General features: G+C 62.1%; 23 protein-coding genes. 15 read left to right on the forward strand and 8 right to left on the reverse strand.

The features are described 5' to 3' along the window. The first annotated feature begins 39 nt into the window (after positions 1–39). The 4 genes from CAFEA_RS01615 to CAFEA_RS01630 all read left to right on the forward strand — a co-directional run bounded on the left by CAFEA_RS01615 (position 40) and on the right by CAFEA_RS01630 (position 5975). The gene (locus tag CAFEA_RS01615) at positions 40–4038 is read left to right on the forward strand and encodes a DNA-directed RNA polymerase subunit beta' (protein ID WP_063937606.1); all 3999 of its coding nucleotides are present in this window, start codon (positions 40–42) and stop codon (positions 4036–4038) included. Positions 4039–4174: 136 nt separating this feature from the next. Continuing rightward, on the forward strand, positions 4175–4783 hold the full coding sequence (locus CAFEA_RS01620) for a hypothetical protein (protein ID WP_143313272.1): 609 nt from the start codon (positions 4175–4177) through the stop codon (positions 4781–4783). 68 nt (positions 4784–4851) lie between these two features. Next, positions 4852–5313: a hypothetical protein gene (locus tag CAFEA_RS01625; RefSeq protein WP_290183578.1), complete on the forward strand. Its 462-nt coding sequence runs from the start codon at positions 4852–4854 to the stop codon at positions 5311–5313. Continuing rightward, positions 5310–5975: a hypothetical protein gene (locus tag CAFEA_RS01630; RefSeq protein WP_143313269.1), complete on the forward strand. Its 666-nt coding sequence runs from the start codon at positions 5310–5312 to the stop codon at positions 5973–5975. Before CAFEA_RS01625 ends, CAFEA_RS01630 begins: the two co-directional genes overlap by 4 nt. Here the strand turns inward: CAFEA_RS01630 and CAFEA_RS01635 are convergent. Continuing rightward, positions 5972–7189 (reverse strand): hypothetical protein, encoded by a 1218-nt coding sequence (locus CAFEA_RS01635; protein WP_143313267.1) that lies wholly within the window; start codon positions 7187–7189, stop codon positions 5972–5974. The genes CAFEA_RS01630 and CAFEA_RS01635 overlap by 4 nt on opposite strands. Before the next feature lie 20 nt (positions 7190–7209). Beyond that, the gene (locus CAFEA_RS01640; RefSeq protein WP_063937600.1) at positions 7210–7827 is read right to left on the reverse strand and encodes a DUF1707 SHOCT-like domain-containing protein; all 618 of its coding nucleotides are present in this window, start codon (positions 7825–7827) and stop codon (positions 7210–7212) included. A gap of 231 nt (positions 7828–8058) precedes the next feature. Here CAFEA_RS01640 and rpsL point away from each other — a divergent pair, with 231 nt between their 5' ends. From rpsL to CAFEA_RS01665, 5 genes are all read left to right on the forward strand, one after another. Beyond that, positions 8059–8430: a 30S ribosomal protein S12 gene (rpsL, locus tag CAFEA_RS01645; RefSeq protein WP_034997208.1), complete on the forward strand. Its 372-nt coding sequence runs from the start codon at positions 8059–8061 to the stop codon at positions 8428–8430. 3 nt (positions 8431–8433) lie between these two features. Further along, positions 8434–8901, forward strand: a complete 468-nt coding sequence (rpsG, locus tag CAFEA_RS01650) for a 30S ribosomal protein S7 (protein WP_034997209.1) — start codon at positions 8434–8436, stop codon at positions 8899–8901. Between the two features lie 202 nt (positions 8902–9103). Further along, a complete protein-coding gene (fusA, locus tag CAFEA_RS01655) occupies positions 9104–11224 on the forward strand; it encodes an elongation factor G (protein ID WP_034997211.1) in 2121 nt (706 codons plus the stop codon). A 335-nt stretch (positions 11225–11559) separates the two neighbouring features. Further along, positions 11560–12750: an elongation factor Tu gene (gene tuf, locus CAFEA_RS01660; RefSeq protein WP_034997213.1), complete on the forward strand. Its 1191-nt coding sequence runs from the start codon at positions 11560–11562 to the stop codon at positions 12748–12750. A gap of 86 nt (positions 12751–12836) precedes the next feature. Continuing rightward, entirely contained in the window at positions 12837–13517 is a 681-nt protein-coding gene (locus CAFEA_RS01665; protein WP_063937598.1) for a hypothetical protein, read from the forward strand. Here the strand turns inward: CAFEA_RS01665 and CAFEA_RS01670 are convergent. The 6 genes from CAFEA_RS01670 to CAFEA_RS01695 are packed head-to-tail and all read right to left on the reverse strand — an operon-like array spanning position 13514 to position 16809. Next, entirely contained in the window at positions 13514–14074 is a 561-nt protein-coding gene (locus CAFEA_RS01670) for a hypothetical protein (protein ID WP_063937596.1), read from the reverse strand. The two genes, CAFEA_RS01665 and CAFEA_RS01670, sit on opposite strands and share 4 nt — an antisense overlap. Continuing rightward, positions 14071–14736 carry a hypothetical protein gene (locus tag CAFEA_RS01675; RefSeq protein ID WP_063937594.1) on the reverse strand — a complete coding sequence of 222 codons (666 nt, stop codon included), beginning with the start codon at positions 14734–14736 and terminating at the stop codon, positions 14071–14073. Before CAFEA_RS01675 ends, CAFEA_RS01670 begins: the two co-directional genes overlap by 4 nt. Next, on the reverse strand, positions 14720–15700 hold the full coding sequence (locus CAFEA_RS01680) for an Asp23/Gls24 family envelope stress response protein (protein ID WP_063937592.1): 981 nt from the start codon (positions 15698–15700) through the stop codon (positions 14720–14722). Before CAFEA_RS01680 ends, CAFEA_RS01675 begins: the two co-directional genes overlap by 17 nt. Continuing rightward, on the reverse strand, positions 15700–15900 hold the full coding sequence (locus CAFEA_RS01685) for a hypothetical protein (RefSeq protein ID WP_034997223.1): 201 nt from the start codon (positions 15898–15900) through the stop codon (positions 15700–15702). The genes CAFEA_RS01680 and CAFEA_RS01685 overlap by 1 nt, the downstream gene beginning before the upstream one ends. Before the next feature lie 42 nt (positions 15901–15942). Continuing rightward, a complete protein-coding gene (locus CAFEA_RS01690; protein WP_034997225.1) occupies positions 15943–16245 on the reverse strand; it encodes a hypothetical protein in 303 nt (100 codons plus the stop codon). A gap of 3 nt (positions 16246–16248) precedes the next feature. After that, a complete protein-coding gene (locus tag CAFEA_RS01695; RefSeq protein WP_081634358.1) occupies positions 16249–16809 on the reverse strand; it encodes an Asp23/Gls24 family envelope stress response protein in 561 nt (186 codons plus the stop codon). Between the two features lie 589 nt (positions 16810–17398). On the opposite strand from CAFEA_RS01695, the gene rpsJ reads away from it, so the two are divergent. The 6 genes from rpsJ to rpsS are packed head-to-tail and all read left to right on the forward strand — an operon-like array spanning position 17399 to position 20533. Then, on the forward strand, positions 17399–17704 hold the full coding sequence (gene rpsJ / locus CAFEA_RS01700; RefSeq protein ID WP_034997227.1) for a 30S ribosomal protein S10: 306 nt from the start codon (positions 17399–17401) through the stop codon (positions 17702–17704). Positions 17705–17740: 36 nt separating this feature from the next. After that, positions 17741–18397, forward strand: coding sequence for a 50S ribosomal protein L3 (gene rplC / locus CAFEA_RS01705; RefSeq protein WP_034997229.1), 657 nt, complete (start codon positions 17741–17743; stop codon positions 18395–18397). Beyond that, the gene (gene rplD / locus CAFEA_RS01710) at positions 18394–19059 is read left to right on the forward strand and encodes a 50S ribosomal protein L4 (RefSeq protein ID WP_034997230.1); all 666 of its coding nucleotides are present in this window, start codon (positions 18394–18396) and stop codon (positions 19057–19059) included. Before rplC ends, rplD begins: the two co-directional genes overlap by 4 nt. Beyond that, positions 19060–19365, forward strand: a complete 306-nt coding sequence (gene rplW / locus CAFEA_RS01715) for a 50S ribosomal protein L23 (protein WP_034997232.1) — start codon at positions 19060–19062, stop codon at positions 19363–19365. A 42-nt stretch (positions 19366–19407) separates the two neighbouring features. Further along, positions 19408–20241 (forward strand): 50S ribosomal protein L2, encoded by an 834-nt coding sequence (gene rplB, locus CAFEA_RS01720; protein ID WP_034997234.1) that lies wholly within the window; start codon positions 19408–19410, stop codon positions 20239–20241. Positions 20242–20257: 16 nt separating this feature from the next. Then, a complete protein-coding gene (rpsS, locus tag CAFEA_RS01725; protein ID WP_018017481.1) occupies positions 20258–20533 on the forward strand; it encodes a 30S ribosomal protein S19 in 276 nt (91 codons plus the stop codon).

A 20533-nucleotide genomic window follows, 5' to 3' on the forward strand; every position in this document is an offset into this window, starting at 1 on the left:
GAACGAACAGCACACATCTAGAAGAAAAGGAACTTTTACGTGTTTGACGTAAACCTCTTCGACGAGCTTCGCATCGGCCTGGCCACCGCCGACGACATCCGCCGTTGGTCCCACGGCGAGGTGAAGAAGCCCGAGACCATTAACTACCGCACCCTCAAGCCGGAAAAGGATGGCCTGTTCTGCGAGCGCATCTTCGGCCCGACCCGCGACTGGGAGTGCGCCTGCGGCAAGTACAAGCGTGTCCGCTACAAGGGCATCATCTGTGAGCGCTGCGGCGTTGAGGTGACCAAGTCCAAGGTGCGCCGCGAGCGCATGGGCCACATCGAGCTGGCCGCTCCGGTGACGCACATCTGGTACTTCAAGGGTGTCCCGTCCCGCCTGGGCTACCTGCTCGACCTGGCACCGAAGGACCTCGAGCGCATCATCTACTTCGCGGCGAACATCGTCACCTCCGTTGACGAAGAGGCCCGCCACACCGACATGTCCACCCTTGAGGCGGAGATGTTGATGGAGAAGAAAGATGTCGAGGACGACACCAACTCCGAGATTGCGGACCGCGCGCAGAAGCTGGAGGAGGACCTCGCCGAGCTCGAGGCTTCCGGTGCGACCGCTGCTGCCCGCAAGAAGGTGCAAAACGCTGCGGACAAGGAAATGCAGCACATGCGCGAGGCCGGCGAGCGCGAGGTTGAGCGCCTAGACGAGATCTGGACCACCTTCCAGAAGCTCGCGCCGAAGCAGATGATCATCGACGAAAACCTCTACGAGGAGCTCGTCGACCGCTACGAGGACTACTTCACCGGCGGCATGGGCGCCGAGGCGATCCAGACCCTGATCCGCAACTTCGACCTGGAGGCTGAGGCTGAGGAGCTGCGCGGCATCATCGCCGAGGGCAAGGGCCAGAAGAAGGTCCGCGCGCTGAAGCGCCTGCGCGTCGTCGCGGCCTTCCAGCGCTCCGGCAACGACCCGGCCGGCATGATCCTGGACGCGATCCCGGTGATCCCGCCGGAGCTGCGCCCGATGGTCCAGCTCGACGGTGGCCGCTTCGCCACCTCGGATCTGAACGACCTGTACCGTCGCGTGATCAACCGCAACAACCGTTTGAAGCGCATGATCGACCTGGGCGCGCCCGAGATCATCGTGAACAACGAAAAGCGCATGCTGCAGGAGTCCGTTGACGCCCTGTTCGACAACGGCCGCCGCGGCCGTCCGGTCACCGGCCCGGGCACCCGTCCGCTGAAGTCCCTGTCCGATCTGCTCAAGGGCAAGCAGGGCCGCTTCCGCCAGAACCTGCTGGGCAAGCGTGTGGACTACTCCGGCCGTTCCGTGATTATTGTCGGCCCGCAGCTGAAGCTGCACGAGTGCGGTCTGCCGAAGCGTATGGCGCTCGAGCTGTTCAAGCCGTTCGTGATGAAGCGCCTGGTGGACAACGACTACGCGCAGAACATCAAGTCCGCCAAGCGCATGGTGGAGCGCCAGCGCCCCGAGGTGTGGGACGTGCTGGAAGAGGCGATTTCGGAGCACCCGGTGCTGCTCAACCGCGCACCGACGCTGCACCGCCTGGGTATCCAGGCCTTCGAGCCGAAGCTGGTCGAAGGTAAGGCCATCCAGCTGCACCCGCTGGCCTGTGAGGCGTTCAACGCCGACTTCGACGGCGACCAGATGGCAGTCCACCTGCCGCTGTCCGCCGAGGCGCAGGCTGAGGCCCGCGTGCTCATGCTGTCGTCGAACAACATCCTGTCCCCGGCGTCTGGCAAACCGCTGGCTATACCGCGCCTCGACATGGTCACCGGCCTGTACTTCCTGACCATGGAGAAGAGCCCGCAGGAGATCGGCGGCGAGGGCGCGTACGCACCTGCCGACGACAACGGCCCGGCCCGTGGCGTCTACTCGTCCTACCGCGAGGCCATCATGGCCTACGACCTGGGTGTTTTGGGCCTGCAGGCGCCGATCCAGGTGCGCATCGACCACCTGCGTCCGACGCCGGAGATCGAGCAGGAGCAGTTCCCGAACGGCTGGTCGAAGGGCCAGGCATGGACCACCGAGACCACCCTCGGCCGGATCATGTTCAACGAGCTGCTGCCGTTTAACTTCCCGTACCAGGAAGGCGCCATGGTCCGTAAGGGCGGTGGCGGCGGCAAGGTGCTGCTCGGCGACATCATCCAGTCGATGGTGGAGAAGTACCCGATGATCACCGTCGCTCAGGTGCTGGACAAGATGAAGGACGCCGGCTTCTACTGGGCCACGCGTTCCGGCATCACCATCTCCATGGCCGACGTGCTCATCCTCCCGAACAAGACCGAGGTCCTCGAGCAGTACGAGAAGGAAGCCGAGGCCATCGAGCGCAAGTTCTGGGAGAAGGGTGCGCTGACCGAGGAGAACCGTTACGACCGCCTGGTCGAACTGTGGCAGGACGCCACCAACAAGGTGGGTCAGGCCGTGGAGGACCTGTACCCGGACCACAACCCGATTCCGATGATCGTGAAGTCCGGTGCTGCCGGTAACATGCGCCAGATCTGGACCCTGGCCGGCATGAAGGGCATGGTCGTGAATTCGCGCGGCGAGTACATCACCCGCCCCATCAAGACCTCCTTCCGCGAGGGCCTGTCCGTGATGGAGTACTTCAACAACTCCCACGGTTCCCGTAAGGGCCTGGCCGATACCGCGCTTCGTACCGCGGACTCCGGCTATCTCACCCGTCGTCTGGTGGACGTGGCGCAGGACGTCATCGTCCGCGAAGAGGACTGTGGCACCCGCCAGGGCGTCAGGGTGCCCGTTGCGGTCGAGTCCGGCGACTCTTTCGTGCGCCACGACCTGGTCGAGACCTCCGTGTCCGGCCGTGTCCTGACGGCCGATGTCAAGGACTCCGACGACAAGGTCATCGCCGAGGCTGGTGCCGAACTGACCGAGGAGCGTATCGACGAGCTCGTGGCAGCCGGTGTCACCCAGATCAAGGTCCGCTCCGTGCTGACCTGCCAGACCCCGACCGGTGTCTGCGCCAAGTGCTACGGCAAGTCCATGGCGTCCGGCCAGCTCGTCGACATCGGCGAGGCCGTCGGCATCGTGGCCGCGCAGTCCATTGGTGAGCCGGGTACGCAGCTGACCATGCGTACCTTCCACCAGGGCGGCGTCGGCGGCGACATCACCGGTGGTCTGCCGCGTGTGCAGGAGCTGTTCGAGGCCCGTGTGCCGAAGAACCGTGCCCCGATCGCGTCCGTTGCTGGCACGATCTCGCTCGAGGACGAGGGCAACTTCTGGACCCTGACCATCCACCCGGATGACGGCTCCGACGTGGTGGTCTACGAGAAGCTGTCCAAGCGCCAGGGCCTGGCCCAGGTGCGCCGCCCGATGGAGTCCAACCCGGACGCCATGATCGAGCGCGGCCTGCGCGAGGGCGACCACGTCGAGGTGGGCGAGCGCCTGCTCCGCGGCGCTGCCGACCCGCACGACGTGCTCGAGGTCCTCGGCCGCCGTGGTGTGGAGAAGCACCTGATCGACGAGGTGCAGGCCGTGTACCGCACCCAGGGTGTGTCCATCCACGACAAGCACATCGAGATCATCATCCGCCAGATGCTGCGTCGCGGCACCGTCATCGACTCCGGTTCCACGGAGTTCCTGCCGGGCACTCTGGTGGATCTGTCCGAGGCGCGCCAGGTCAACGCCGCAGCTGTGGCGGACGGCGGCGAGCCGGCGGAGATGCGCTCCGAGATCATGGGCATCACCAAGGCCTCGCTGGCCACGGAGTCCTGGCTGTCGGCGGCCTCCTTCCAGGAGACCACCCGCGTGCTCACGGACGCCGCGATTAACAAGCGCTCCGACAAGCTGATCGGCCTGAAGGAGAACGTGATCATCGGCAAGCTGATCCCGGCCGGTACGGGCATTTCCCGCTACCGCAACATCCAGGTCAAGCCGACCGAGGCTGCACGCTCTGCGGCGTACTCCATCCCGACGTTCGGCGACTCCATCTACGGCGACGAGGGCTACGGCGAGTTCACCGGCGCCTCCGTGCCGATGGACGAGTTCGGCTTCGAGGAGCTGTAAACGCAAGACCCAGCACTCTGGCTTTTAGCTAGGTCTGCGTAGAAAGCGCCCGGCCTCCCCGCAAAAGGGGAGCCGGGCGTTTTTTCGTTTCCATAGCACTTTGAGTCGAGGCTTCACCTAGAATCTTGGTGTGCGGATGGAGTCATCGCTCGAAACTAAAATGAGCGTAACTAGGACTAATGTGGCGGTGGTCGCCGCTTTTGTAACGCTGCTGGGAGCAGCGGGCCTCAGCGGTGGCTTCCGCGCAGCGAAACCGGAAACGATGGTTGTTGCGGAATTGTCGGCCACCCAGGAGGGGATACAGCCTGTAAGGCTGCGCGCTTCGCCACTGAGCATTGAAGTTTACCGGAGTTACGTCGTGGACGGTGCCCGCATCGTTGAAATGGATGTTACTAACGAATCGTCGATTCCCATGGGAGCATCTCGTTTTACTCAGGGGATTGACCTAATGCATTCGAATCGTGGCAAAGGCGAACAGCCGCAGGTGTCTAAGCATCTTTATCGGCGTGAATCCACAGCCCCCTTGACTGAGGTTCCACTAGGGATTAGCCCAGTTTTAAATCCGGGTGTATCTATAGAGGCGATCTTAGTTTTGACTGATCAACTTGACTTCGAAAACCAGGCCTACAACGTGGCGGATGCCGATACGCTTCGATTTTGGTCACGCGAATATCGCAAGACTCCTCTCGATGGATCCGTCGGGTGGTGGAAGGGGGACGTTGTGGGCGAGTTGATTCTCAGGTGAAGAGTTTTTGCGACATTATTCGTACAGCTTCGGTCGCGGTAGCAGCGTCCGTCGTTTTGTTCATTGGGATGTTGATCCAAGAGCGCATAGCGGATCCACATGATCTTGTATTCGGCACCTTTGATTACGGTAACAATGCGCCCTTGATCGGTGAGATTAGCAAAATGAGCGCAAGCCTCAGTGATGTTGTTAATGGCACCAAGACGAATGGAAAATGGCTGGTGATCGACTTCTCTCGAAAAGCAGACGGTTCGATCCCTCTGTCCGGCGTGATCGAGGATGAGAACGGGACAGTGTTCTATTCAATCAATCCCATGACGTATACCTGTGGCATTGGATACCCGGGGCTGGCCGAAGATTGCACCTTAGTTTTCGAAATCCCAGCAGATATGGGGACGGAAAGTATCCGCGAGGCAGATCTGGTGCTCGCTCGGACGAACACAAAGATGAGCCCTCTGGTTGTTCTGCCGTTGTCCGAGATGGAGTTTGTTGAAGAGACCAGTCTCGAGAGGGAGAACGTCATCTTATGAAGAAGACCTGGTGGGTAAGTGCGTTGGTCGCCGTAGCGTTAATGTTCGCTTCATCATCGAGACCGTATTTCACCATTTACCAGCCATGGTCGTGGACTCGAGAACACAACCTTGATAAGGAGGGTGCCAGTCGTTTCAGTTTGCCTGTGAATGAGGTCGAAAACGCTGCCGGCCTGCCGCGGACAGCGATTGTTGAGATAAAAGGCTTCGAGCAGGTCGATGATGAGAACGATCTCGACGTGTTTGTCCCGGATGGATTCGATGGGTGGGTCCTCTATACGAAGTGGAAGGCCCCCACCAATTCTCTGCTTTCAGGTTGCCAGGTGTGGTTCTCGGGGGCCGATGGGAGGCATTACGAACTCAGCGAGAAACTTACAGGTGACAGTTTTGGAGGTGCTTCAGCCGTACGTCCAGATGAGGTAAGAATCTCCCCAACTTGCACTCCACCCATGCAAAGCGGCCCTCGATACAACTGGCTCGATGGCAAGTTAGAAAACGAGTTTCCACGTCCGGAGACTTGGGACCGGTTTATAGCTGTCTCGATGCCGGACGGAGTGCGGCCGACAGAGTTTCATTTTGGCTGGAGCCCGCCACACTACATAACTTTGGAGTTGCCGGAAAACGCGCCATTTTTAGACGAATTGCTGGGAGACGCTACTTAGCTCGATGAACTTTCGAGGTGGTTGGCAGGTCTCGAGAAGTAATCAACCGCCGACGCGACAAGACAGACAACTACTACTAGGTAGGCGGTTTTGGCCGCTATGAGGATGTAGGATGCTGCAACCTCACTTGCCAGCACGTCAAGCGGGCCAACCATCGCCCGACCAAGATGAATCACCCCGATCTCAACAAAGTTGGTGAGGGTAAATATCAAACAGAATAGTGCTACCGAAAACAACCCTGGCTGCGCGAGTACCCGTAAGCCCCTCCAAGTTGCTTTGAACGTGCCCATAACTGATGGCAGGGAACTACGGGATGAAAGGGGGCGTGGCTGTTGGCCGGTTTCGCAGTTTGGCGCAGCTGAAGTGCCCAATACGAGTACCGCTAGGGTGAGCCAAGCAGTCGGTACAGCTACGAATTGAAGAAGAAGAGGCCAATGGATGGAAATCCAAGCTGCAATCTGGAGGAGTAAGCCATCAGTATTTGAACTCAAACCACTAGAAATGTCGCGGATATTCTGCACCGTTGGAGCAATGTTGCGCCGGTTCGTAACCCATCGTTCAATTTGGCGTGTGAGAAATGCTGATCCCGTTGCCATCCATAGCACTTCGAGGTAAGCCGAAAAAAGCGCTAGTAGGTGGGTTGGTCCCTTTCTCGATATCACATAACCAACCACTCGCCGAAGGATGATTGTGACACCTACGAGCACCACTAAAACAGTCAGATCATTGATGAACGAGCGCGAGGTATCGGCATCATAGCCTCGGTTGATGATTTCTGTTGTGGTCGCTGCGTAGCGGAATGACGTTAGATCGTCACCAAGCATTCCATGCGTTGAATACGCGCCCAAGAATGGCACGAGGAGAGTGCCGACCGAGAGCCAATAAGACTGGCTTGCTTGCCGGGGTGGGGACCACGAATCGTTTCCCAGGTGGAAAAGCGAGGGTTGGACGAACCAAAAAGCAAAAATCATCGATGCCATCACGCATGCTGGTGCGAGGGGCATGATTAGCATCGCTGCGAGCGAACTGAACGACGAGACGCCGACCGCGATCCAGATGACAGCTTGGCGTCCGGCAAGGCCCAAGCAGACTGCGGTGATTAGTTGGGGCAGGTGGCGCCAGAGTAAACGCAGCGCTTGAGAGGGGATGGCGAAGACTTCGACGACTGACCTTCGAATCGGCGAATCTGGATACGCGATTTCGCGCTGACGCATAAAAGTAGTGTATCGGCGTTCTACTTCACGTGGGCGCCGCGGGCCGCGCGGATGATCTCTACCCCGCCCATGAAGGCCAAGCCGCGCACGCGGATCACCGGGGCGTCGGCGGGGAGGTCGGCGAGGGGGAGAGTGCAGGATTCGTGGTCACGGGCCTCGAATCCGCCCATGAGGCTTGCGCCGTTGTCGATGACGCGGACGTCCTCCGGCACGATGATCTCCACCCCGCCCATCAGCGTGACGGCGTTGATGACGGTCTCCTGGGCAGCGAGGCGAGCCTCGCGCAGGTCGATGGTGTTTCCACCCATCACCGCCACGGAGGTGTGCATCGGGGCGACGAGCCACTGGCCCATGCGGTCGCTACCACCCATGAGCGATAGGGAAAAGGCGCTCCCACCGTCCTCGCCCGTGACGTAACCGCGAGACGCGGGTGCAGATGCAGAGGGGGTCGCGGGGGAGAGGTCGTCCACCAGCGCCGGCAGCTCGTCTGAGTAGGTAGCGGCGTACAGGGCGCGGGAGCGTTCGTAGAACTCGGAGACGCTCAGCTGCCCGTCGGCGAAGGCGTCCTGGAGGCGGGTGGCTATGTCGTTGCGCTGGGAACCGGATAGGCGGGTGCGGGGAGGATTTGGCTCGCTCATGGCTATAAGGGTAGAGGGGCGGAGCTGACGTCGATAAGCGATTTGCTTGTGATATGTGGCGTGATGTAGTTTTGACGAGGTTTCGCCCGTACCATGCGGTGCGAAGTACTACGAACTCCGAGCGACTCGTTCACACGGCAGTTCATGCAATCGGCAGGGCCCCGAAGAAGAGCCCCCATTTTTGCATGTATGGCCGGGTGTGAGCGGGAAGCGCTAACAGAAAGAGCGTGAATGCCTACTATTCAGCAGCTGGTCCGCAAGGGCCGCCACGATAAGTCCACCAAGGTGGCAACCGCTGCGCTGAAGGGTTCCCCGCAGCGCCGCGGCGTGTGCACCCGCGTGTACACCACCACTCCGAAGAAGCCGAACTCTGCTCTGCGTAAGGTCGCCCGTGTGCGCCTGACCTCCGGCATCGAGGTTTCCGCATACATCCCGGGCGAGGGCCACAACCTGCAGGAGCACTCCATGGTGCTCGTGCGCGGCGGTCGTGTGAAGGACCTGCCGGGTGTGCGCTACAAGATTGTCCGCGGCGCTCTGGATACCCAGGGTGTGAAGGACCGCAAGCAGGCTCGCTCCCGTTACGGCGCAAAGAAGGGACAGTAATCAATGCGTAAGCAGCAAGCACCGAAGCGTCCCGTCGTTAAGGATCCGGTTTACAATTCCGAGCTGGTCACCATGCTCGTGAACAAGATCCTGCGGGACGGCAAGAAGGCCACCGCAGAGCGCATCGTCTACGGCGCTCTCGAGCAGTGCCGCGAGAAGACCGGCACCGATCCGGTTGGCACCCTGGAAAAGGCAATCGGCAACATCCGCCCGGACCTCGAGGTTCGTTCCCGCCGTGTCGGTGGCGCGACCTACCAGGTGCCGGTGGACGTCAAGCCGGCCCGCTCCACCACCCTCGCCCTGCGTTGGCTGGTCACCTTCACCCGCCAGCGTCGCGAGAACTCCATGATGGAGCGCCTCGCCAACGAGATCCTGGATGCTTCCAACGGTCTCGGCGCCTCCGTGAAGCGCCGCGAGGACACCCACAAGATGGCCGAGGCCAACCGCGCTTTCGCCCACTACCGCTGGTAATCGCTGGAGCAAGGCGACGCATGGACACCCGGAAACTGCATACCCGCTTCCACGTGGAGCGAGCTGGTGCGTTTCCGGGTTTTTCCAGCTGAGTCGAACCTCACGCTGCCACTTCCGCGATGAAGTGGCAGAATTGACAAAGGACAACTGACCGACATAGGCGCCGACAGGCGTCGACGACTTCAAAGTTGGGGTATTTAACGTGGCACAAGAAGTGCTTAAGGATCTGAACAAGGTCCGCAACATCGGCATCATGGCCCACATTGACGCCGGTAAGACCACCACTACCGAGCGCATCCTCTTCTACACGGGTCTCAACCGCAAGGTTGGCGAGACCCACGACGGTGGCGCCACCACTGACTGGATGGAGCAGGAGAAGGAGCGCGGCATCACCATTACGTCCGCCGCTGTTACCTGCTTCTGGAACAACAACCAGATCAATATCATCGACACCCCGGGTCACGTGGACTTCACCGTTGAGGTGGAGCGCTCCCTGCGCGTGCTCGACGGCGCTGTGGCCGTGTTCGACGGCAAGGAAGGTGTGGAGCCGCAGTCCGAGCAGGTGTGGCGACAGGCCGCCAAGTACGACGTCCCGCGTATCTGCTTCGTCAACAAGATGGACAAGCTGGGCGCTGACTTTTACTACACCGTCGGCACCATCGTCGACCGCCTCGGCGCGAAGCCGTTGGTCATGCAGCTCCCGATCGGCGCTGAGGACAACTTCGACGGCGTTGTCGACCTCATCGACATGAAGGCGCTCATGTGGCCGGGCAAGGTCGAGACCGGCACCCCGCCGCAGATCGAGGAGATCCCGGAGGATCTCAAGGAGAAGGCTGAGGAGTACCGCGAGAAGCTGCTCGAGGCCGTCGCTGAGTCCGACGAGGAGCTCATGGAAAAGTACTTCGGCGGCGAGGAGCTGACGAAGGAAGAGATCCAGGCAGCCATCCGCAAGATGACCATTGCTTCCGAGATCTACCCGGTGTTCTGCGGCACCGCATACCGCAACAAGGGCATCGAGCCGATCCTCGACGCTGTCGTCGCTTACCTGCCGAGCCCGCTGGACATCGGCGAGGTACACGGCACCTCCGTCAACGGCGAAGAGGAACTGACCCGTAAGCCGTCCGTCGAGGAGCCGTTCTCCGCTCTGGCGTTCAAGATCGCCGTCCACCCGTTCTTCGGCAAGCTCACCTACGTGCGCGTCTACTCCGGCCAGGCAATCCCGGGCGAGCAGATGCTCAACTCCACGAAGTCCAAGAAGGAGCGCGTGGGCAAGCTCTTCCAGATGCACGCGAACAAGGAGAACCCGGTCGAGCACGCCGACGCCGGCAACATCTACGCGTTCATCGGCCTGAAGGAAACCACCACGGGCGACACCCTGTGCAACCCGGACCACCCGATCATCCTCGAGTCCATGGACTTCCCGGATCCGGTGATCCAGGTGGCCATCGAGCCGAAGACCAAGGCTGACCAGGAGAAGCTGGGCACCGCTATCCAGAAGCTTGCCGAGGAGGACCCGACCTTCACCGTCCAGCTGGACGAGGAGACCGGCCAGACCGTCATCGGCGGCATGGGCGAGCTGCACCTCGACGTGCTGGTGGACCGCATGAAGCGCGAGTTCAAGGTCGAGGCGAACATCGGCTCCCCGCAGGTTGCGTACCGCGAGACCATCCGCAAGAAGGTCGAGTCCCTGGACTACACCCACAAGAAGCAGACCGGTGGTTCCGGCCAGTTCGCGAAGGTCATCGTCACCATCGAGCCGTACTCCCCGGACCCGGAGGAGCTGGAAGAGGGCGAGTCCACTTCCTACAAGTTCGAGAACGCCGTCACCGGTGGCCGCGTGCCGAAGGAGTACATCCCGTCCGTCGACGCTGGTATCCAGGACGCGATGCAGTACGGCTTCCTCGCCGGCTATCCGCTGGTGAACATCAAGGCCACCCTCGAGGACGGTGCGTACCACGACGTCGACTCCTCGGAGATGGCGTTCAAGCTCGCTGGTTCCCAGGTGCTGAAGGAGGCTGTCGCTAAGGCGAAGCCGGTCCTGCTCGAGCCGGTCATGGCCGTCGAGGTTGTGACCCCGGAGGAGTACATGGGCACCGTCAACGGTGACATCAGCTCCCGCCGTGGCCAGGTCTTCGCAATGGAGGACCGCTCCGGTGCGAAGGTTGTCAAGGCAAAGGTGCCGCTGTCCGAGATGTTCGGCTACATCGGCGACCTGCGTTCCTCCACCGCTGGCCGCGCGAACTTCACCATGGTGTTCGACTCCTACGCTGAGGTTCCGCAGTCCGTGGCTCAGGAGATTATCGACGAGCGCAACGGCAACTAAATAGTCGCCGCCCTCCCTTCTCAACGGGCCGCACCGCGTGCCAGCGGTGCGGGTCTACCCCGCGGGATAGGGAGAACGGAGGGCAGCGGCCGCGCTGAGATACCGCAAGAACCGACAAGGTGAGCGGTGTCTGAGCCGGCCGTTACCCTCTAGGTCGATCCCGGGGGAAACGGCAAGGCCGGTTTGAAAAACGGCCGCTGGAAACCTAGGATCTTGTAACTGGCACATTGTGAAATGGCTCCCGTATCCGTGCCCTGCGATGGGCGCGGGCCGGGGCGTATGTAAACCACGTGGCTGCGAAGGTCGTAGTCACCATGAAGTCCAGGAGGACAACAGTGGCAAAGGAAAAGTTCGAGCGCTCTAAGCCGCACGTGAACATCGGCACCATCGGTCACGTCGACCACGGCAAGACCACCACCACCGCCGCTATCACCAAGGTGCTGGCTGATGCTTACCCGGAGGAGAACAAGGCCTTCGACTACGCGATGATCGATAAGGCTCCGGAGGAGCGCGAGCGCGGCATCACCATCAACATCTCCCACGTGGAGTACAACACCCCGAAGCGCCACTACGCTCACGTTGACGCCCCGGGCCACGCCGACTACATCAAGAACATGATTACCGGCGCTGCTCAGATGGACGGCGCAATCCTCGTGGTTGCTGCTACCGACGGCCCGATGCCGCAGACCCGCGAGCACGTGCTGCTGGCCCGCCAGGTTGGCGTTCCGTACATCCTCGTTGCACTGAACAAGTGCGACATGGTCGACGACGAAGAGATCATCGAGCTCGTCGAGATGGAGGTCCGCGAGCTGCTGGCTGAGCAGGAGTACGACGAGGAAGCACCGATCGTTCACATCTCCGCTCTGAAGGCTCTCGAGGGCGAGGAGAAGTGGGTTCAGTCCGTCGTTGACCTCATGCAGGCTTGCGACGACTCCATCCCGGATCCGGAGCGCGAGACCGACAAGCCGTTCCTGATGCCGGTCGAGGACATCTTCACCATTTCCGGCCGCGGCACCGTGGTTACCGGTCGTGTGGAGCGTGGCGTGCTCAACCTCAACGACGACGTTGAGATCATCGGCATCCGCGACAAGGCCACCAAGACCACCGTCACCTCCATCGAGATGTTCAACAAGCTTCTCGACACCGCTGAGGCTGGCGACAACGCAGCTCTGCTGCTCCGCGGTCTGAAGCGTGAGGACGTCGAGCGTGGCCAGGTCGTCATCGCACCGGGCGCTTACACCCCGCACTCCAAGTTCGAGGGTTCCGTCTACGTCCTGGCCAAGGACGAGGGCGGCCGCCACACCCCGTTCTTCGACAACTACCGTCCGCAGTTCTACTTCCGCACCACCGACGTGACCGGTGTTGTGAAGCTGCCGGAGGGCACCGAGATGGTCATGCCGGGCGACAACGTCGAGATGTCCGTCGAGCTGATCCAGCCGGTCGCTATGGACGAGGGCCTGCGCTTCGCTATCCGCGAGGGCTCCCGCACCGTCGGCGCTGGCCGCGTCACCAAGATCCTGGACTAATTCCACTTTTGGTGTAACCAGCTGACGTAAAAAGCCGCCTTTCCCGCTGGGGAGGGCGGCTTTTCGCATGCGATAGGCTCATCGGTGTGCATGACCCGACCCATATCCCACGTCTGATCGAGGCGCTGCAGCGCGCCTGGGAAGGACAGCCGGACCTCACGCTCGCCCAACTGATCGGGGTACTGGAGAACAGCGGCCTGGGCTGGGGCACAACAGACGAGGAAGCCGTCGAGTTGCTCACCGCGATGGAGCGCGAACATCCCTCGATTATCGACGCCACCTCCGGCTCCCACGCCATCACCACCGTCAACCCGCCCCATCTAGTCACAATCACGAACAGATATGTGGTGGTGCGAAACGACGCCGACCCCGAGCGCATGCCGGCGGTGTGGCGCATGGGCGGGATGCGCAAGGCGGGCCCCGGCCTACCGCTGGTTATCGCTGACGCTGAGGGGGTTGAGCACCGCCTGGGGATCGTGTCTTTGTTAACGCGGTTGGAGGGGGCACCGGAGGCGTCGATAAGCACCCCGCGAGCGGACGTGGGCAACAGGCGATGGCTAGTGCTTTTCGACGATGGTGCGCGGGCCGTGGTCGGGCAGCGCATCCGCATCTGGCGAATGGGAAGACGCAGCGTGGTGAGTGAACGTCTCGCCTGGAGCGACATTTTGCGCTGCGAGCCTGGCGCGGAGATGGAAATAGCCCCAGCGGGCGGCGGGAAGCCGCGCACGCTGGGGCTGGTCAAGCTCGTGCTGGAATTGGAGCGCTAGGCGGTAATCCGGTCCAGGTGGAGCTTCCACACCGTGTCGATTTCCATGGTGTGGCTTGCTTCGCGGAAATCCTGGTCCGCGCCTTCGATGACGCGTACGACGTCATCGAACGGGTACTCCGGGTTGGCGAAGACGGTAAACGTCGCGGTAGGGCGCTTGCCCACCATCGCCACCTTGGAGGAAGCGCGGCGGATCTCGCCTGCGTGCTCCAGGGAAGTGCAGGCCGCCTCAGACACACGCTGGACGTTGATAATGGTCTCGCCGTGCTCCGGGTCAGCCGGCAGGATGCCGCGGTTCGAAAACGCGCGGGACCGGATATTGGCCAGCAGGATCCACAGGCCCAGGATCGCTGAAATGACAGCGCCGATGATCAGGGCGGTGACGTAGAAGTCCTGGTAGCCCAGGTCGATCAGTCGGGTGCGGTCGACGAAATCGGCCGCGTCGACCAGGTACGGGATCTGCCAGTACTCGGCGATCGGGAAGAGGCCGGCGAGAATCAGCAGCAGGCCAAGCAGAAAAACCGCCAGGCGGTTAAAGAAGCTGAGCGTCTTAGTCATCGCGACACCTCCGGGGTCGTCTCGGCCGAAGCGGATCCGGCCGTCGGCTGAGGCGCGTTAGTGCGCTGCGCGGCGACCTGTTGCGCGGCTGGGCTGGGCAGCAACTTCACGGACACCGCCGGCGGCGTCTTGAGCACACGGAACTCGTCGTTCAGCGCACGAGTGATGCGTTCCTGCATCGCCGAGCCGGAGCCATCCTCGACCACCTGTACCTTCACGGACTTCCGGTTCGCCTTCGTGCTCACCTGCTCGCCGCCGAGATCGCCGCGGGTAGTGAACGTCGTCTTGCGGGCGATGTCCACCGGGCGGGTCCAAACGGAGGCGGGCGAGTTCACGCGCACGTGCCCGTGCGGGCGCGGTTTGAACGAGAAGAACAGGAGGATCAAACCTACGAGCACAAGGAGGATGCCCACCACTACCGCGGTGACATCTGCTGCGAAGGAACCGAGGAAATCCCAGGTGCGGCCCAGCCAGGAATCCGACGGGGCTTCATCGCCGTAGAAGTGGTACCACAGGTCGCGAGCAGCCACACCAGCCAGCGAGAGCAAAATCAGGCTGATCAGCACCGCAAACCAGCGCGATGCCGGGTTGCCCAGCGGCTCATCGCCCGGGTGCGGGCCGACAGCTGCGTTAGTGGGCGCCTTGTTAGCGGGAGCGGTCATAGTACTTCACCACCGGTTCAATCGTGATCTGCTTCAGCGGCTTCGGTGCTGGTGCCTTGGGCACAATCACCGGCCGCGGCGCGGGCGCGGACGAGAACGGGGCGCGCGGCGCCGGCTCCACCACGATGGGTTTGAGCGGCGGGCGGTTGACCGTGATCTCCTTCAGCGGTGCGCGGTTCGGCATAGGGACATCGCGGGGCTGTGCGAAACGCTTGATGTCCACAGGCTTGAGCGTCTGCAGCGGAGGCAGCTGCGGGTGACGGGGGATAACCCCGTTCGCCTGCGGCGCCCACGGGCGGATCGGCTCCGGCGGGAACGGCACGCGCGCTTCCGTCTGCGAGGTGTGGATGGCAGCGAGGCGCTGCGGCTCCGGTACCTCGGGGGAGAACGTTCGCACCGGCTCCGGGGCTGCAACGCTTGCCGCGTGCACCGGATCCGGCTGGCCGGGGTGGTCCACCTCGATCGGGGCGGGGACAACGACGTCACGCATGTCGTCGACAAGCGAGCGCGCCTTGACGGGCGCGAGCTGCTGGAGCGGTTTCGTCGTGGGGTGCTCCACGTGGGTCGGGGAGACCTCGATGGGGGTCGGGATCACGAAAGCCTCGTGCTCCGCCACCTGGTCCCAGGTGACGCGGCCGGTGTCGGGGAGAGTTTCCACATTGGCCACGGTGACCTTCACGCGGGAGACGTCAAGGCCCACCAGCGTGCGAATGTGCGCGATGATGGTCGCGCGCACTGCGTCGGTGATGGCAGCAACCGGGGCGGGGTAGGAGGTGGCAATTTCGGTGTCCACCGCCACTGTGCCCGTCGCCTGGTCCAACCGGGCGTTGATCCGCGGGAAGCTTCGTCCCGCGAGCCCGGCCAACTTTGCGTCGATAGTCCGGCAACCCGGAACCGCCGCAGCTGCCACCTCAGCGACACGCTCGATGGTGCGCTCACTGACGTGGTAGAAGGAATTATCCATTAGCTTCGGCCTCTGCCGGTGCCGTTACTCAGGGCCGCGGACAGATCCAGACGGCCGTCGAGCTGGGCCCCGACAACCCCGCCGATGATTGTGAACAGCAGCAGCCAGAGCAGGCCCGGCCAACCGCCGAAGGTGACAAAGAAGGCGACCACAACACCAATAAGAATGCCGGTCAGCGCCTTGTTAGCAAAAAGATTCATAATAAAACCACGTTTCGGGTTATGAGGTTGGGGCGGGCATCGCTACTGTGCGTCGCCTGCGACAACGTCCACGAACTCCGCGTCGGATGCGCCGAGCACAGCCGCGCGGACATCCTCGGCCACGTCCTGCACCTTGCGGCCGGACGCGACATCGAAGACGAAGTGGACTTCAAATCCGGTTCGGCCGTCCCGCGAAATGGCCTTCAAGCCTTCGATGCGGGCGTTGGGCAGGTAGGTCGCAATCTCGCCGACACGGCCGCCGTGCAATGCGGCGACCCCGTCGACGGCGACGGCGGCATCGCGGACGCCCTCCGCAACCTCGCGGCTAACGGGGGTGTACGCCATGGCTTACTGGTTGATCGGCTGGTTGACGGCCTGGTAGTTGGCGTTGGAGTTGGTTTCCTCGTACTGCTCAGCGCCCTCCTGCTCCGGCAGGTGCACGTCGTGCACGGTGACATCGACGCGGTCCACGATCAGGCCGGTCATGCGGGTGATGGCAACGGTGACGTTCTCGCGGATAGCGTTCGCGAGCTCGTGGATAGCAACGCCGTACTCGGCGATGATGGCAACTGCGACGGAAGCGTGGCCGTCCTCGACAGCGACGTTGACGCCCTGCTGGACGTTGGTGGAGGAGGTCAGGGACTCGCGTACAGCGCCCCACATGCGGGCTGCACCGCCGCCGAGGTTATTCACGCCGGAGACCTCACGGGCAGCGATGCCTGCGATCTTGCCCACAACGTTGTCGTCGATGACGGTGGAGCCGTGCTCGGTCTCCAGGTTTTCGTTGCGCGGGCGAACCTGCTCCGGCTCCACGGCGGTGGAGGTGGAAGCCGGGGTGTTTGCGTCGGTCTTCGCTGCAGCAGTGTTCGGGGTGTTTGCAGAGGTCTCGGTGATGTTCTTGTCGGCCATGACGGTCCTTTCGTTCTGTAAAAACTGTGAATCCGCGCGTCCTTATTTACGAAGCGCACGGCCTGGAAATAAAGGGTACACACATATTTCAGGTAGAGCCGGGCTGAGAAGAAGGTGATATCAAGTTGAAATAATCCGGGCCTGGCCGAAGGTTCGTCGAGAAGCGGGCTTGTGCTTACCGCAACCTTGTGTTTTAATACCCGGGTTGCCTTGACATGGGCCGGAGCAAACCGGCCGGTGGCCAGGCAAACATGACACCTTCCAACCGGAAGAACCGGAGAAGGGCCATGGCAAATTCACAGCGGCAGTACGCAAGGGTCACGCGCCCTTCCGAGTCTGACACCCAGGCATGTGCTTATAGACGGGCACGCCTTGGCGGAAGCACTGAAACAGCATGAATTTGCTCGGTCACCTTCCGGACGTGTCATGACAGTCAGAAACGACACTGGCGTTGAGCCATGGGCCCAGCCCGGACAACGTTATAGAGAAACTAGAAGCTACAAACCCCACCGCTTCGCCCGTTTCTCACTCCGTTCGAAACGAGCGGGAGAGAGAAGGACGAACGTGGGGATGCGAGGAAGAGGTAAGCGTGGCGGGACAGAAGATCCGCATCAGGCTCAAGGCTTACGACCACGAGGCGATCGACGCATCCGCGAAGAAGATCGTCGAGACGGTCACCCGCACGGGTGCCCGCGTCGTTGGCCCGGTGCCGTTGCCCACTCAGAAGAACGTGTACGCCGTTATTCGTTCTCCCCACAAGTACAAGGATTCTCGCGAGCACTTCGAGATGCGCACTCACAAGCGCCTCATCGACATTCTCGACCCGACGCCCAAGACGGTGGACGCGCTCATGCGCATCGACCTGCCAGCAAGCGTCGACGTGAACATCCAGTAGAGCAATCCCCAACGCAAGTAGTGGAGAACTAACAACATGTCTGAGAACCAGATCAAGGGCATTCTGGGCAAGAAGCTCGGCATGACCCAGATCTTCGACGAAGACAACCGAGTTATCCCGGTTACCGTCGTCGAAGCTGGGCCGTGCGTGGTCACCCAGATCCGTACCCCTGAGACCGATGGCTACTCTGCCATCCAGATCGCCTACGGCGACATCGATCCCCGTAAGGCAAAGAAGCCGCAGGCCGGCCACTTCAAGAAGGCCGGCGTGAACCCGCGCCGTTTCGTCACCGAGATCCGCATGGATGACACCTCGGGCTACGAACTCGGCCAGGAATTCAACGCAACCATCTTCGAGGGCGACACTTACGTGGATGTCGCCGGCACCACCAAGGGCCACGGCTACGCCGGCGCTATGAAGCGCCACGGCTTTGCCGGCCAGGGTGCCGCACACGGTAACCAGGCTGCGCACCGCCGCGTGGGCTCCATCGGCGGCTGCGCAACCCCGGGCCGCGTGTTCAAGGGCACGCGCATGGCAGGCCGCATGGGCGGTAACCGCGTTACCACCCAGAACCTGAAGATCCAACGCATCGACGGCGACAACAACCTCATCCTGATCAAGGGCGCCATCCCGGGCGCTAAGGGTTCCGTTGTTACCGTCAAGACCGCAGTGAAGGGCGGTGCTCACGCATGACGAACCTGACGCTTGACGTCCACACCGCTGACGGAGCCACCAAGGGCTCTGTCGATCTCCCGGCCGAGTTCTTCGACCGTGAGGCATCCGTGGCGCTGATGCACCAGGTTGTGAACGCACAGCTTGCTGCCGCACGCCAGGGCACCCACGCGACGAAGACTCGCGGCATGGTCGCCGGCGGCGGTAAGAAGCCGTTCCGCCAGAAGGGCACCGGCCGCGCACGCCAGGGTTCCATCCGTGCTCCGCACTACACCGGCGGTGGCACCGTGCACGGTCCGCAGCCGCGTTCCTACGCGCAGCGCACCCCGAAGAAGATGATCAAGGCTGCCCTCGCAGGCGCTTTGACCAACCGCGCACAGAACGAGCGCATCCACATCGTGGAGGACCTGGTCCCGGGCCAGACCCCGTCGACCAAGTCCGCCCGCGCTTTCATCGAGCGCCTCACGGACCGCAAGTCGGTTCTGCTGGTGATCGGCCGTGATGACCAGAACTCCCGTCTTTCCGCGAGGAACCTGCCGGGTGTCCACGTCATTGAGCCGGCTCAGCTGAACGCATACGACGTGCTCAACGCTGACGACGTTGTGTTCTCGGTCGAGGCGCTGCACACCTTCGTCAACCGCGGCAAGGAGCTCGCTACCGCCGCTGCGGAGGAGGAGAAGTAAATGGCTAAGATCGCGAACCCGCGCGACATCATCATCGCGCCCGTGCTCTCTGAGAAGAGCTACGGCCTGATGGAGCAGAACACCTACACGTTCTTCGTCGCTCCGTCGGCCAACAAGACCCAAATCAAGATTGCCGTGGAGCAGATCTTCGGCGTCGACGTCGCTTCGGTGAACACCGTCAACCGCGAGGGCAAGCGCAAGCGTTCCCGCACCGGCTACGGCCAGCGCAAGGACACCAAGCGCGCCTACGTCACGCTCCGCGAGGGCAGCGACTCCATCGACATCTTCGGAGGTGCGACGGCCTAACGGCTATCGCACAGCGAAGAGGACGATAGAAAAGGAACCATTATGGCTATTCGTAAGTACAAGCCGACAACTCCGGGTCGCCGTGCCAGCTCCGTTTCCGCGTTCGACGAGATCACTCGCTCGACCCCGGAAAAGTCGCTGCTGCGCCCGCTCCCGAAGAAAGGTGGCCGTAACTCCCACGGCCACATCACCACCCGTCACCGCGGCGGCGGCCACAAGCGTCGCTGGCGCGTGATCGATTTCCGCCGCTCCGACAAGGACGGCGTGCTGGCAAAGGTCGCTCACATCGAGTACGACCCGAACCGCACCGCAAACATTGCGCTGCTGCACTACTTCGACGGCGAAAAGCGCTACATCATCGCGCCGAAGGGCCTGACCCAGGGCACGATCGTCGAGGCTGGTCCGAACGCCGACATCAAGGTCGGTAACAACCTGCCGCTGCGCAACATTCCGACCGGTACGACCATCCACGCAGTGGAGCTCAAGCCGGGTGCTGGTGCGAAGCTCGCCCGCTCTGCAGGCGCTTCCATTCAGCTGCTGGGTAAGGAAGGCAACTACGCAGTCCTGCGTATGCCGTCTTCCGAGATCCGCCGCGTGGACATCCGCTGCCGCGCCACCATCGGTGAGGTCGGCAACGCCGACCAGATCAACATCCGTTGGGGCAAGGCCGGCCGTATGCGCTGGAAGGGCTGGCGCCCGACCGTGCGTGGTGTGGTTATGAACCCGGTCGACCACCCGCACGGTGGTGGCGAGGGTAAGACCTCGGGTGGCCGCCACCCGGTGTCGCCGTGGGGCCAGAAGGAAGGCCGCACCCGCAACCCGAACCGTTATTCCAACAACATGATCGTGCGGCGTCGCCGCTCGAAGAAGCGCTAAGAGGAGGTAAACAGACATGCCACGTAGCCTGAAGAAAGGCCCGTTCGTCGATGAGCACCTCCTCAACAAGGTGGACGCTCAGAACGAGGCTGGTACCAAGCAGGTCATTAAGACCTGGTCGCGCCGTTCGACCATTCTCCCCGATTTCATCGGTCACACCTTCGCCGTCCACGACGGCCGTAAGCACGTGCCGGTGTTCGTCGACGAGTCCATGGTCGGCCACAAGCTCGGCGAGTTTGCACCGACCAAGACCTTCAAGGGTCACGTCAAGGAACAGAAGGGACGTCGATAA

It is taken from the genome of Corynebacterium afermentans subsp. afermentans (genome assembly GCF_030408355.1).
Classification (GTDB): domain Bacteria; phylum Actinomycetota; class Actinomycetes; order Mycobacteriales; family Mycobacteriaceae; genus Corynebacterium; species Corynebacterium afermentans.

What these genes read in the sequence shown, in the direction of transcription:
- CAFEA_RS01620 (WP_143313272.1), top strand. Translation starts at nt 4,175, where the DNA reads ATGGAGTCATCGCTCGAAACTAAAATGAGCGTAACTAGGACTAATGTG.
- CAFEA_RS01625 (WP_290183578.1), top strand. Translation starts at nt 4,852, where the DNA reads ATGTTGATCCAAGAGCGCATAGCGGATCCACATGATCTTGTATTCGGC.
- CAFEA_RS01630 (WP_143313269.1), top strand. Translation starts at nt 5,310, where the DNA reads ATGAAGAAGACCTGGTGGGTAAGTGCGTTGGTCGCCGTAGCGTTAATG.
- CAFEA_RS01635 (WP_143313267.1), bottom strand. Translation starts at nt 7,189, where the DNA reads ATGCGTCAGCGCGAAATCGCGTATCCAGATTCGCCGATTCGAAGGTCA.
- CAFEA_RS01640 (WP_063937600.1), bottom strand. Translation starts at nt 7,827, where the DNA reads ATGAGCGAGCCAAATCCTCCCCGCACCCGCCTATCCGGTTCCCAGCGC.
- rpsL (WP_034997208.1), top strand. Translation starts at nt 8,059, where the DNA reads ATGCCTACTATTCAGCAGCTGGTCCGCAAGGGCCGCCACGATAAGTCC.
- rpsG (WP_034997209.1), top strand. Translation starts at nt 8,434, where the DNA reads ATGCGTAAGCAGCAAGCACCGAAGCGTCCCGTCGTTAAGGATCCGGTT.
- CAFEA_RS01670 (WP_063937596.1), bottom strand. Translation starts at nt 14,074, where the DNA reads ATGACTAAGACGCTCAGCTTCTTTAACCGCCTGGCGGTTTTTCTGCTT.
- CAFEA_RS01675 (WP_063937594.1), bottom strand. Translation starts at nt 14,736, where the DNA reads ATGACCGCTCCCGCTAACAAGGCGCCCACTAACGCAGCTGTCGGCCCG.
- CAFEA_RS01680 (WP_063937592.1), bottom strand. Translation starts at nt 15,700, where the DNA reads ATGGATAATTCCTTCTACCACGTCAGTGAGCGCACCATCGAGCGTGTC.
- CAFEA_RS01685 (WP_034997223.1), bottom strand. Translation starts at nt 15,900, where the DNA reads ATGAATCTTTTTGCTAACAAGGCGCTGACCGGCATTCTTATTGGTGTT.
- CAFEA_RS01690 (WP_034997225.1), bottom strand. Translation starts at nt 16,245, where the DNA reads ATGGCGTACACCCCCGTTAGCCGCGAGGTTGCGGAGGGCGTCCGCGAT.
- CAFEA_RS01695 (WP_081634358.1), bottom strand. Translation starts at nt 16,809, where the DNA reads ATGGCCGACAAGAACATCACCGAGACCTCTGCAAACACCCCGAACACT.
- rplC (WP_034997229.1), top strand. Translation starts at nt 17,741, where the DNA reads ATGTCTGAGAACCAGATCAAGGGCATTCTGGGCAAGAAGCTCGGCATG.
- rplD (WP_034997230.1), top strand. Translation starts at nt 18,394, where the DNA reads ATGACGAACCTGACGCTTGACGTCCACACCGCTGACGGAGCCACCAAG.
- rplW (WP_034997232.1), top strand. Translation starts at nt 19,060, where the DNA reads ATGGCTAAGATCGCGAACCCGCGCGACATCATCATCGCGCCCGTGCTC.
- rplB (WP_034997234.1), top strand. Translation starts at nt 19,408, where the DNA reads ATGGCTATTCGTAAGTACAAGCCGACAACTCCGGGTCGCCGTGCCAGC.
- rpsS (WP_018017481.1), top strand. Translation starts at nt 20,258, where the DNA reads ATGCCACGTAGCCTGAAGAAAGGCCCGTTCGTCGATGAGCACCTCCTC.